Below are 12,826 nucleotides of genomic sequence, written 5' to 3' on the forward strand. Positions count from 1 at the left end.
ACATATTTAGTAAGTATTATTATTTTTTAAAAAATAAGTTTATAATGTTAATTATATTTACGTATCTTGATTATAGGTAGTATAATGGGGAAATTCAGAATAAAGGAGCTATTTTTGATTTATGCAAAACAATAATCAAAACATCGATAGAGCTTCCAGAACTAGAGTAAACCAACCTCACTTTAAGAAGAAGAAAAGCCATAAAGGTGCTTGGATTTCACTTATTGTCTTTTTAGTTCTAGTAGTTACTGGATTAATCATTGCTCATGGTGTTTATGTCAACATGAAGAATGCTGCGGATAAGGCTTATCAACCTGGTTTATCCACAAAAGAAAGAAATGTATCTAGCGTCATTTCTCAGAACAAACCTGTTTCAATATTACTTCTAGGTACCGATACCGGTGCACTAGGACGTCATGACACAGGTAGAACTGACACAATGATCCTAGCTACTGTTAATCCTAAGAAGGAGACAATTTACCTAACAAGTATCCCTCGTGATACTAAAGTAACTGTTCCTGGAGATTCACAACCTTATGAAAAGATTAATGCTGCATATACTATTGGTGGTGCTTCAAGTGCCGTACAAACAGTACAAAACTTATTAAACGTTCCAATTGATTTTTATGCAATCATTAACATGGGTGGTCTAGAAAAAATGGTTAACGCTGTTGGTGGCGTTACGGTTACTCCTCCTTTAACTTTCCATTATGAAGCTGCTAATGTTGTTAAAGGTAAAACAGTTACGTTGAATGGTGCCCAAGCTCTTGCATACTCAAGAATGAGACATCAAGATCCTGCTGGTGACTACGGTCGTCAAGTAAGACAAAGACAAGTGCTACAAAAACTTGTGATTAAAGGAATGAACATTTCTTCATTACCAAGATATAAATCAATCCTAAGTTCAATCTCAGGTAATTTGAAGACAGACATGAAGTTTGATGATATGGTTGCTTTACGTGAAAGATACGGAAACGCAACTCATCATATCAAGTCACAAACTCTTCAAGGAGAAACTGCCGTTGTTGATGGAATTGATTATGAAGTACCAACCCAAGAAACTCTTCTAAATATTTCAAACTCAATTAGACAAAGCCTTGGTTTGAGCAAACTTACTTCATTAAACCAAACACAAAATCAAACTAGCGATTATAGCGTTGGTTCCAGCGTAATGAGTAGTTCATCCACTCAAATAAATTACTCAAATGATAAATAAAAAAAAGGTTCTGGTTAATACCAGAACCTTTTTTATATCCCCTACTTTACAACCAACTAAGATAAAGAAAAAGAAGACATTCATTTGGATGTCTTCTTTTTAGGTAGTTGGGCTAGCTGGGTTCGAACCAGCGCATCACGGGATCAAAACCCGTTGCCTTACCACTTGGCTATAGCCCAATAAAAGGGCGGTAGGTGGGAATCGAACCCACGCGTGTCGGAACCACAATCCGATGTGTTAACCACTTCACCACTACCGCCATATTATTATATGTGATAATGATTTCTCATTAATGCGGCCAAGAAGACTCGAACTTCCACCGGGAATAATCCCGACAAGATCCTTAATCTTGCGCGTCTGCCAATTCCGCCATGGCCGCAATAAAAAATCACAAATATTATTATATGTGATTTTTACCTACTTTGCAATAGGAGTTTTAAATTTTTTTATTCGCCGCGTACAGTAGCACCGCTGTGATCAACCTTAATCAATCTCATGACACCATCTAGTTTACCGACGTTTAATCTGTCACGTAATTGATTTAGTTCAGATTCAGTTCCAAAAGTAATCACGCAACGATGTGATTGGTTTAAGAATGTTCCGTAAATTCCTAGTTCGTGAGCTTGCTTTCTGATGGTTTCAAGCTCTGGTACAACCTCATAGATGTTATCAGTATAAATAGCGTCATTTTCCATCATTTCAGTGGCTTTAGTCCATTCATTGCTCATTAATGATGCCACTAATACATTAGTGGCACTACTTGCTTTTACAGCGTCTACAGAGCTAACTTGATTCTTGTAAATAGCCTTATCACTGCTGTCATCTTTAGTTAAGTATACTAAAGCATTAATAACTTCAGGAATTTGTGTTTTAACTGTTGTAGCCATTTCACCATTAAAATAAGAAACGGTAATATCCCCTAATAACGCAGATGCTACACCGTCAGCATGACCTTCAATCTTACTACCAATGTTAATTTCATCGTCTAATGAAAGGTCTAATTCACCTAAAGCATTAGCAATTTTAATTCCCGCAACAATCGCTGTAGTACTTGAACCAAGACCTCTTCCAATTGGAACATCTGACATAACAGTTAATTGATGAGGCTTGATTGTTGGATCAACCTTTAAGATGGTTTGAACAATAATGTTGTTTTCATCGTTGGGAACATCATCCCCCAATGCATGGTTAACTTGCCAACGTTGCATCTCTTCTTCAACGATGACTGTGTAATATAAGCCAAAAGCAATTCCAATTGAGTTAATTCCAGCTCCGATTCCTGTTGATGTAGCAGGTACTCGAATAATTATTTTTTTATCCAAACTAATCATCTCCAGTGTCTAATTTTAGTTTTCCACGACATTTTCCACATACATACTTATGAGTGTCAATTCTACGCTTCCGGCGGTAAGTTTGTCCACAATGTGTACAAACATATTTAAATTTGCGCTTATCCACAGGTGTCGGTGCAAATCTTGATCCACCTACTGTTTTTAATAATCGTTTAAAAGCTAATGTATTATGCTTACCTGAATACCCAGCTAGATGAAGATGGTAATGGCAAAGCTCGTGCTTAATAACCCCTACCAATATATCCATTGAATGTTCACTCAACATCTTAGGATTGATATCAATATTGTTATTAGATAAATGATATCTTCCACCAGTTGTTCTTAATCGACTATTAAAGTAAGCTCGATGCTTAAATGGTTTGGCGAATGATTCCTGCGAAATCTTTTCCACCAATGTTTGTAATTCTTCATCATTCATTTAAATTTTATCACTTCTCCGGGTTAATCATCGTTAGTTGAATTCGATTTCGTTTAATATCAACAGATAATACCCATACGTCCACAATATCACCAATTGAAACAACAGTACTTGGATCAGAAATAAATTTATCACTCATTTGTGAAATGTGGACAAGTCCATCTTGTTTTACTCCAATGTCAACGAAAGCACCAAAGTCAATTACGTTTCTAACTGTTCCTTGTAGTTGCATTCCTTCTCTTAAATCCTCAATTTTCAATACATCTTGCTTTAGCACTGGCGCCGGCATGTTATCACGAAAATCTCTACCAGGACGTTTTAATCCATCAATGATGTCTAAAACAGTTTGCTTTCCGTAATCATTTTCGTTAATGAACTTATCAACATCAAATGTGGATAACGATTGGTTTATTTCGTTTGTTCCCAATGAATCCATGCTTAAATTCAATTCGTCCACAATCTGGTTAGCAATCTTATAACTTTCTGGATGAATGTCAGTATTATCAAGTGGATTACTACCATCTAAAATTCTTAAGAAACCAATGGCTTGTTCATAAGTCTTTTGTCCTAATCTAGGTACCTTGGATAAGGACTGGCGTGTTTTGTATTCACCATTTTCGTTTCTAAACTTCACAACATTTTTGGCAGTGGTCTTAGTCATCCCTGAGATATGGGTTAATAACTCTGGACTAGCTGTATTTACGTTTACTCCGACTTTGTTAACAGCTGTTTCCACAACTCGATTCAATTGAGCATCTAATTGTTTAGCTGGTAAATCATGTTGGTATTGGCCCACTCCTACTGATTTGGGATCAATCTTAATCAATTCAGCTAACGGGTCTTGAAGACGTCTTCCGATACTTACTGCAGAACGTTCTTCAACGTGAAAATCAGGAAATTCATCACGCGCATTTTGACTTGCAGAGTATACAGAAGCACCGGCTTCATTAACAATTACGTAATATACCGGTAATTTATTTTCTTTAATTAATTCAGAAACAAATTGTTCTGATTCACGACTAGCTGTACCGTTTCCAATCGCAATCATTTCAGCATTATTATTCTTAATAAAATCAACTAATTGTTTTTTAGCTTGTTGACGTTTAGCATCACTTGCTGGTTTATGTGGATAAATTACTAATTTATCCAAGAACTTGCCGTTATCATCAATTGCAGCTAATTTACATCCAGTACGGTATGCCGGGTCGAACCCAATCACTACCTTTCCCTTAATCGGTGCTTGCATTAATAGGTTATACAAGTTACGTCCAAAAATGTTAATGGCATGTTCATCAGCTTCATCAGTTAGTTCATTTCTAATTTCGCGACCAATAGCTGGTTTCATAAAACGAGCATATGCGTCTTCATAAGCACCCTTCATAAATTCAGCGGACTTTCCGTTACGATTGCGGTTAGTTTCTGCCTGCAAAAACTTGTAGATAACATTGGTATTAACATCAATGCTAACTGTCAAAACCTTTTCTTTTTCACCACGATTTAAAGCCAAGACACGATGATTCTTAAGTTGGGTAATTGGTTGTGCAAAATCATAATAATCTTCATAGACATGTTTTTCGTCTTTTTCATCAGCATCCTTCTTAGCCTTGCTGGAAATTTGACCATGTTTCTTTGTATCTTCTCGAATCCATTCTCTCAGATGCGCGTCGTTTCCAATATCTTCAGCTAAAATTTCATGAACACCGTTTAATACATCTTCAATGCTATTTAATTCTTTTTCTTTATCTACATATTCTTTTGCCTTGCTTACAAAGGAATCATCATTAGCAATAACTAACTTGGCTAATGGTTCTAACCCTTGTTCTCTGGCAACCATTGCCTTGGTCTTCTTCTTTTTCTTGTATGGCAAGTACAAGTCTTCGACTCTTTGCATTGATTCAGCTTTTTCGATATCATTTTTTAACTTATCAGTTAGTTTACCTTGTTCTTCAATTAAACGAAGTACTTCTTCTTTACGATTTTCTAGATTCGTAATTTTAGTATTAGCATCAGCAATTTCTCTGATTTGTACTTCATCCAAGCTACCTGTGCGTTCCTTACGATATCTAGCGATAAAAGGAACCGTATTGCCATCTTCTAACATAGAAATAACGGCAGAAATTTGTTTTTCAGAATAATTTCCTAAATCTTTTCTGATCTTTTTAATGATTAATTGTTCCAAATCGTTCATCTCATTTCTTGTTCGGGTTTGTCTATAATTATATCATTGCATTTTTGGATAAAAAAATAGTTGGTAGTATTTACCAACTATCTTTTATTTTATTACATTGACATCATAATTTTTTGAGCTGTCTTAAATACTCGTTCAATGCTATCTTGTTGTAGTTTTCCAGCTTCGTTAAATGCATCTGCTTCAATGGTATCAGCCTTGATACTGTCAACCATGTCTTGGCATCCCTTAACGTAGTCAGCATAAGCTTCCTTTAAAATTGAGTGACGACCTAGTTCCTTAGCTGGAACTTGAACGTTATCAAGTTGTGATAAAAATTCTTTGTACTTATCAGTACCTCTTTGGAAAGTATCCTTTGTGCTTGCTAAGTCAATTGATGAGTAATCGTTATTAGAAACCGCTTCTTCCAATGGATCGTAATCATGACTCATTTCTTCACCAACCTTGTTAGTGTTAGTGATTAAATCTGATAAAAATGGGGCATAGATTGCCATCTTGTTTTTCTTCATAATTAAAAAATTCCCTTCTTACTTCCAAAAATCATCGTAAATAGTAATTGGTAGATGACGTTTGTGTTCTGTTTTAATATACCAGTTTTCAATCTTTTCTGCAGCATCTTTTGAAACTTCTCTACCTTCTAGGTAGTTATCTATATCTTCGTAAGTTACGCCTAAAGCAACTTCATCAGGTAAAGCTGGACGATTATCTTCTAAGTCGGCAGTTGGAGTTTTTTCATATAAATGCTTTGGTGCATCTAATTCAGCCAACATTGACTTTCCTTGTCGTTTATCTAAACGCCATAAAGGAGTAATGTCAGCAGCACCGTCACCAAATTTAGTGTAAAAACCGGTTACCGCTTCTGCAGCATGGTCGGTTCCTAGAACAGCACCATGAGTTTGACCAGCAATTGCATATTGAGCAATCATTCTTTGTCTTGCCTTAATATTTCCCTTATTGAAGTCGGAAATTTCCATCCCATCAGCTTCAACAGAAGCAACTGCAGCATCAGCTGCTGGTTTGATATCTACACGAATAGTCTTATCAGCTTGGATGAAATCAATTGAATCCATTGCATCGGATTCATCAGCTTGAGTTCCATATGGTAATCTAACGGCGATAAACTTGTATTCATCGTCATTAGTTTCTTCTCGCATTTCGTTAATCGCGATTTGTGCTAACTTACCAGTCAAAGTAGAATCTTGACCACCTGAAATTCCTAATACTAAAGTTTTTAAGAAAGTGTTTTTCTTTAAGTAACTCTTTAGAAAGTCAACACTGTTTCTGATTTCTTCTTTTGGATTGATTGATGGTTTTACTTTTAAAGCATCAATGATTTCTGCTTGCTTTTCTCTCATTACAATTCACCCTTGTCTTGCTTATTTTTGATTTTATCGTGAACATCTTTAATAATGCTCATCTTGTTGTTCCAACATTTGGTTGATAAATCAACTGGGTATTCTTGTGGGTTTAACTCACGTTTGTACTCAGGCCACAATGAAGATAATACATCTTCTGAATATTGTTTGATATCGGCTAATTTTGGTTGGTCATAAACCAATTCACCATCTTTGTAGATGTCCTTTAGTAAAGATCTAGCATCAAAATCAGTCAATGTCTTATTAATATATGTGTATTGGGGATGGAACATGTATAAATTATCTTCATCATTTGGATTTTCATCATCTAACGTGATGTAATCACCTTCTGATTTACCGTCTTTACGTTCTGTAATTCTCCATACCTGTTTCTTACCTGGTGTAGATACCTTTTCAGCATTGTTTGATAGCTTAATGGTATCGACCATTTCACCATTATCATTTTCAACTGATACCATCTTATAAACGGCACCAAGAGCTGGTTGATCAAAGGCGGTAATTAGTTTAGTACCAATTCCCCACACATCAATCTTAGCATCTTGCATCTTCAAACTAGTGATGGTTTTTTCATCCAAATCGTTTGAAGCAAAGATTTTGGCATTTTTATATCCAGCATCATCTAGCATTTCACGGACGCGCTTTGATAGATATGCCATATCACCAGAATCGATACGAACACCTGCAAAATGAATCTTGTCACCCATTTCATTGGCAACCTTGATGGCGTTAGGAACACCACTCTTTAAGGTATCAAATGTATCAACTAGAAAAACACATTCGTGATGACTTTGTGCATAAGCCTTGAAAGCTTTGTAGTCATCCTGGAATAATTCAACTAATGAGTGGGCATGAGTTCCACTAATTGGAATGTCAAAGTTTTTACCTGCTAAAACATTTGATGTTGCATTGAATCCTCCAATGTAAGCAGCTCTAGTTCCCCAGATGGCTGCTGAAGTTTCTTGGGCACGACGACTACCAAATTCTAGCAGTGGATCATCCCCTGCTGCCATTCTAATTCTAGCGGCCTTAGTAGCAATCAATGTTTGATAGTTAATGATGTTTAAGATAGCTGTTTCAACTAATTGGCATTCACAAACATTTCCTTCAACTTGAAGCATTGGTTCATTATTGAACACCAATTCACCTTCTACCAAAGAACGGATTGATCCATTAAACTTAAAATTACGAAGATATTCTAAAAATTCTTCGGTATATTCGTTTTGAGAACGTAAGAACTCAATATCATCATCAGTAAAGTTGATATCATTAATATAGTTAATTACTTTTTCTAATCCCGCAAAAATAGCGAAACCGTTTTCGAACGGCATCTTTCTGAAGTAAACTTCGAATACCGCTCGACGATTTTGCAAACCTGCTTGAAAATAAGTTTGCATCATATTGATTTCATATGCATCAGTATGTAATGTTAAATTATCAAATTCATTTGACATTTTTTATGAAATCCTCCTAATACTTGTCGCAATTTATTGTCTTTTATTTTATCATTAATTAAAGAAATAATCATAATAATTTATTTGAAGGTATTGCAATGAAAAATAAAAATGTTAATATTTTAGGTTTTGATTTTTTAAACAGTCCATTCAACGATTTCATGGAAAATATCAAGAAAAGAATCGATAATCGTGAAAATACTTTTGTCGTAACCGCTAATCCTGAAATCGTTGTTCATGCTTTAAACGATCAAAAATACACCGATACAATTAAAAAATCTGACTATCTTGTTGCCGACGGGATTGGTATCGTCATGGGTGCCAATATTTTAGGTTCAGATATGAGTGAAAGAATTACTGGATACGATATTTTATTGGACCTATTAAATTGGGGTAATCAAAATCAGAAATCTGCATACTTTCTTGGTGCCAAACCAGAAGTAATCGCGGATTTAAAAAAGATTATTCCGCAAAAATATCCGGGTTTAACCGTTTCTGGGTATCATGACGGGTATTTTACCGATGATAATGAAATTGCCGCTGAAATCAAACAAAAACAGCCTGATATGGTTTTTGCCGCCTTAGGTTTTCCTAAACAAGAATACTTCATCGAAAAACATCGTCATGTAAACGATGGACTATGGATTGGATTGGGTGGCAGTTTTGATGTCTTATCTGGTCATGTACAACGTGCACCACAATTTTGGATCAATCATCACATTGAATGGCTATATCGTTTAATCAAGGAACCAACACGTTTTAAGCGCATGTTGGCATTACCAAAGTTCATTCGTTTAGTAAAAAAACAAAAGAAGAATGAATCAAAATAAAAAGTACATCGACATTAGTCGAATGTACTTTTTTTACTATCTAAATAAAATTCAAACCTTTCACCCACGTATTGAGTACGAACGTATTCAAATGGTTGTCCATTTTGTAGTGATGTTACCTGTCTTAATAAAAGGATGGCATCCCCTTTTTTTATATCTAGATATTCAGCAATTCTTTCAGAAGCAAGTGTTGCTGAAACGTTTTGCCTGGACACTTTCGGTACTAGTTTTTTCTTTTCTTTTAATGATGCGTAAAACGAATCAGTTACGTCATCTTTACTTAACCCTTCGATAATCTTTTCAGGAACCGTAGCGATTTCAAAACAAATTGGCACACCATCACCGTAACGAATTCTTTCCATTCTCAATACTTTGTCGTTTTGAGAGATGTTTAGTTTTTCAATTTCACTTAGTGAAGGTTCTAGTGTGTGATATGAAATGGTCTTGCTAGCAGGTAACTTACCTTGAGCTAACATAATATCGGTAAAACTGGTAACACCCGACATCTTTTCTTGAACCTTTTCATTGGAAACATATGTACCTGAACCAACGCGTTGATCTAAGATACCTTCATCAACAAGGGTTTGAATTGCTTGTCTTAAAGTCATTCGACTAACGTTAAATTCAGTTGATAGTTGTCTTTCTGACGGGATTCTACTACCTAGTTTCCATTTTCCCTCTTCGATATTCTTTTTTATTTCATTATGAATTTGGATATAAATTGGCAAAGCCATGATTTCACTATCCCTTCATTACTATTCTTGCGTAGCATCGAAACAATCAATTACAGCCTTTTCAAAACCACTCTTTTTCAATGCTAATAATCCTTTGATAGTTCCGCCTGCTGGAGAACAAACATCGTCAATTAAATCACTTGGTGACTTTTCTGACTTTTCAATCATCTTCATTGAACCTAAAATGGCTTGCGCTACTAATTGAGTTGCTGTTTGTTTGTCTAAACCATGATTAACAGCACTACGACTAAAGATGTCTGCAAATAAATAAGCGTAAGCTGGTGTACATCCCATTAATGATCCTGACACATCAAATTTATCTTCAGAAACTTCAATCATCTTACCTAGTAGTTCTAAATTATTAATAGTCTCTTTTAATCTATCATCAACTAAATTTTCGTTAGACTTGTAAATTAACATTCCTTCGTTAACTTCTACATTGACATTTGGAATTAAACGAATGATTGGCAAATCATAACTAGTTAACTCTTCTAGACGTTCTATAGAAATTTGCCATGCAATTGAAGCAAGAATCTTGCCATTTAAGTATTCTCGAACATCCTTTAAAGCATCAAATACTTGTTTTGGACCAGTTGCCAAAATGACTAAGTCACTGTTTAGTGCTACTTCTTGATTACTATTGCTACAATTAATTCCTGTAGACTTTGCGAATTCTTGATATTTTTCCTCATGTGGAGCGTGCACATATATATCACTAGCATTAACCTTACCAGAATTAATATATCCCTTAATCATTGCCTTCGCCATTGATCCGACACCAATAAAACCTATTTTCATAGCAACCTCCAAAACTAAAAATGATGTGTTTATTATAACATAAAAAAAAGACTAACTATAAAAGTTAGTCATTTCAAGTAGTTGGGCTAGCTGGGTTCGAACCAGCGCATCACGGGATCAAAACCCGTTGCCTTACCACTTGGCTATAGCCCAATAAAAATGGAGGGGAGTGGATTCGAACCACCGAACCCGAAGGAGCGGATTTACAGTCCGCCGCGTTTAGCCAGACTTCGCTACCCCTCCGAAAAGATATAAAATGTAATCAACAAGAAATATGATATCAAAATCACAGATGCTTGTCAATGACTTTTTTACCTAATCGCAAGTGTTAAAACTGCGACGTTATTGGTATGTCTCAACCAATCAACAAATAATATAATATCGAAAATCGCGGTTTAAGTCAACACTTTTTAAGCACTTTTTTTAATTTTTTCTACTAATGTGCAAATCTCGCAGAACTTGATGTAATAAGATTACCATCACAATGGATAAAACAATTCCAATGCTTCCTAGTACCAAGAAGTAGTTAACATTATCTATAGAGAAATATTTAACTACTTGAGAGTTAATGGCCTGACCAGTAGCTGCTGACAAATACCATACACCCATCATTTGCGAAAGGAAATTCTTAGGAGCTAACCGGTAAGTTACTGATAGCCCAACTGGATAAATTAGCATTTCTCCTAAACAAACCATTCCAACAGTTGCTAAGATCCATAGTGGATTAACTTCAGTTCCCGCCAAGAATTTGATTGGTATAAATAAAATTAAACACCCTATACTTGCTAAAAGAACTCCTAGTGGAAATGACTTTAAAGCATTACTTTCTCTATGGTGCCAGTATTTAGCAAACAATGGCGTAAAGATTAATATAAATAATGGATTAATTGCTTGATACCAAGTTCTTGAAATATGAACATGGAAATCGCCATCATGGAAAATACCTAGAAAAATAAAGAACAATAGAATTGCAGCAGTAAATATCTTTAATAAAGTGCTATTACTCTTTTTTTGTACTAAGTAACCGATTATCAATGAGGCAATAATAAAGAATGCTAATACAGCATATTTCCATACATAGAAATCATTGTCTGTACTTCCGCTAGCCATCATTGCTAAAACGATTGGTCCTTGTTCTTCTACTCCCCAAAAGAAAGATGCACAAATGAATAGAATTACATATACTACCATTCCTTTTCTTTCTTTTTGAGTAGTTTGATTACTACTAATGATTACAAAAAAATAAATGAAGGGAATTACAACAGTTATCACGCTTAATAGTGTAATAATATTTTCGAGATTCAATGCATCGAAAACATACATTAATAGGAATACTAATGATATCGAAACAACGAATAACATGACTCGATCAAGTAACTTTTTAATTTCATAAGGTTCAATTGGATTTAAAGTGTAAATACTATTGTTTTGATTATAGTCTTTAGTGTGTCTTTCAAAGATAGTAAGTCCTATCATCATTGCGATTGCTCCAAGTAAAAATCCAAGATGAAAATTTACGTGAACTCCAATATAACCAATAATGATTGGAGCTAAAAATGCACCAATATTAATTCCAGATAGGAAAATAGTAAAACGATATGCTCTGGTGTTATACTTTTCATCATATAAGTTTCCAACCATTGTCGTTATTGTTGGCTTTAATAATCCAGTCCCCACTGTTAAAAATACAAGTGATATAAATAATAACCAAATTGTATTATGAAGTGGAATCGTTAAGATTAACTGACCTAAAATAATTAAAATGGCTCCGAGAGAAACTGTTCTTTTTCCGCCCAGAATTCTATCACTAATATATCCTCCGCATGCAGCGGATAGATAACTTAGTGATCCATAGATTGCAAACAATGATGCAGCAGTGGAAGGCTTGAAACCCAGGCCACCACTGCTCAATGAATAGTACATATAGTACAAAAGGATTGCTTGCATACCATAGTAACTAAATCGTTCTAGCGATTCAGTTAATGTTAATGAAATTAGGCCCTTTGATTGATTATCATTATCAACTTTATCCAATTAATACTCCTCCAAACAATTAAAAAATCATCGCAACGGTAACTAATTATACTCTCTGATTAAAATTTTATCAATTTGCCAAAAATTAATCATATGAAAATAAAAAAACTAGGATGACTAAATCCTAGTTTTTTTTATGCCGGCTGCAGGACTTGAACCTGTGACCGCCGGTTTACGATACCGATGCTCTACCAACTGAGCTAAGCCGGCAAATACTATGTATATTTTAATATACAAGAAAGGTGCTAACAAGTGTTAGCACCTTTTTTATATACTCCGAATGTCAGACTCGAACTGACGACAACCTGATTAACAGTCAGGTGCTCTACCAACTGAGCTAATTCGGAATAACGCGCGGCAACTTCCTACCCTTGCAGAGGGCGATCCCTCAACTACTATCGGCGTTTAGAAGCTTAACTTCTGTGTTCG

General features: G+C 35.2%; 11 protein-coding genes and 7 tRNA genes. 2 read left to right on the forward strand and 16 right to left on the reverse strand.

Features of this window, described 5'->3' with window-relative positions:
* Positions 1-121 precede the first annotated feature (121 nt).
* Positions 122-1,216 carry an LCP family protein gene (locus tag FD688_RS03975; RefSeq protein ID WP_138741878.1) on the forward strand — a complete coding sequence of 365 codons (1,095 nt, stop codon included), beginning with the start codon at positions 122-124 and terminating at the stop codon, positions 1,214-1,216.
* Positions 1,217-1,323: 107 nt separating this feature from the next.
* On the opposite strand, the gene FD688_RS03980 is transcribed toward FD688_RS03975, so the two are convergent.
* From FD688_RS03980 to FD688_RS04020, 9 genes are all read right to left on the reverse strand, one after another.
* Positions 1,324-1,395: transfer RNA gene (locus FD688_RS03980), tRNA-Gln, on the reverse strand.
* Positions 1,396-1,402: 7 nt separating this feature from the next.
* Positions 1,403-1,475: transfer RNA gene (locus tag FD688_RS03985), tRNA-His, on the reverse strand.
* A 34-nt stretch (positions 1,476-1,509) separates the two neighbouring features.
* Positions 1,510-1,595: transfer RNA gene (locus FD688_RS03990), tRNA-Leu, on the reverse strand.
* A 67-nt stretch (positions 1,596-1,662) separates the two neighbouring features.
* Positions 1,663-2,538 (reverse strand): homoserine kinase, encoded by an 876-nt coding sequence (locus tag FD688_RS03995; protein WP_225426101.1) that lies wholly within the window; start codon positions 2,536-2,538, stop codon positions 1,663-1,665.
* A gap of 1 nt (position 2,539) precedes the next feature.
* A complete protein-coding gene (locus FD688_RS04000) occupies positions 2,540-2,986 on the reverse strand; it encodes a SprT family protein (RefSeq protein WP_138741880.1) in 447 nt (148 codons plus the stop codon).
* A 10-nt stretch (positions 2,987-2,996) separates the two neighbouring features.
* Positions 2,997-5,165: a Tex family protein gene (locus FD688_RS04005; protein WP_412174675.1), complete on the reverse strand. Its 2,169-nt coding sequence runs from the start codon at positions 5,163-5,165 to the stop codon at positions 2,997-2,999.
* A gap of 101 nt (positions 5,166-5,266) precedes the next feature.
* The gene (locus tag FD688_RS04010; protein ID WP_138741882.1) at positions 5,267-5,683 is read right to left on the reverse strand and encodes a hypothetical protein; all 417 of its coding nucleotides are present in this window, start codon (positions 5,681-5,683) and stop codon (positions 5,267-5,269) included.
* Positions 5,684-5,701: 18 nt separating this feature from the next.
* A complete protein-coding gene (gene nadE, locus FD688_RS04015; protein WP_138741883.1) occupies positions 5,702-6,529 on the reverse strand; it encodes an ammonia-dependent NAD(+) synthetase in 828 nt (275 codons plus the stop codon).
* Entirely contained in the window at positions 6,529-8,001 is a 1,473-nt protein-coding gene (locus tag FD688_RS04020) for a nicotinate phosphoribosyltransferase (protein WP_138741884.1), read from the reverse strand. Before FD688_RS04020 ends, nadE begins: the two co-directional genes overlap by 1 nt.
* Before the next feature lie 98 nt (positions 8,002-8,099).
* Between FD688_RS04020 and FD688_RS04025 the strand changes: the two genes are divergently transcribed.
* Entirely contained in the window at positions 8,100-8,831 is a 732-nt protein-coding gene (locus FD688_RS04025) for a WecB/TagA/CpsF family glycosyltransferase (protein ID WP_138741885.1), read from the forward strand.
* A gap of 14 nt (positions 8,832-8,845) precedes the next feature.
* On the opposite strand, the gene FD688_RS04030 is transcribed toward FD688_RS04025, so the two are convergent.
* The 7 genes from FD688_RS04030 to FD688_RS04060 form a co-directional block, all read right to left on the reverse strand.
* A complete protein-coding gene (locus FD688_RS04030; protein ID WP_054607937.1) occupies positions 8,846-9,565 on the reverse strand; it encodes a GntR family transcriptional regulator in 720 nt (239 codons plus the stop codon).
* 21 nt (positions 9,566-9,586) lie between these two features.
* Positions 9,587-10,363 carry a pyrroline-5-carboxylate reductase gene (gene proC / locus FD688_RS04035; RefSeq protein WP_138741886.1) on the reverse strand — a complete coding sequence of 259 codons (777 nt, stop codon included), beginning with the start codon at positions 10,361-10,363 and terminating at the stop codon, positions 9,587-9,589.
* An 81-nt stretch (positions 10,364-10,444) separates the two neighbouring features.
* A tRNA-Gln gene (locus FD688_RS04040) sits at positions 10,445-10,516 on the reverse strand.
* A 7-nt stretch (positions 10,517-10,523) separates the two neighbouring features.
* Positions 10,524-10,606 (reverse strand) — tRNA-Tyr (locus tag FD688_RS04045).
* 180 nt (positions 10,607-10,786) lie between these two features.
* On the reverse strand, positions 10,787-12,397 hold the full coding sequence (locus FD688_RS04050; protein ID WP_138741887.1) for a peptide MFS transporter: 1,611 nt from the start codon (positions 12,395-12,397) through the stop codon (positions 10,787-10,789).
* Positions 12,398-12,534: 137 nt separating this feature from the next.
* A tRNA-Thr gene (locus tag FD688_RS04055) sits at positions 12,535-12,607 on the reverse strand.
* A gap of 64 nt (positions 12,608-12,671) precedes the next feature.
* Positions 12,672-12,744 (reverse strand) — tRNA-Asn (locus FD688_RS04060).
* Positions 12,745-12,826 lie beyond the last annotated feature (82 nt).

The organism is Apilactobacillus kunkeei (assembly GCF_005930975.1).
In the GTDB taxonomy this organism is placed as follows: Bacteria; Bacillota; Bacilli; order Lactobacillales; family Lactobacillaceae; genus Apilactobacillus; species Apilactobacillus kunkeei_E.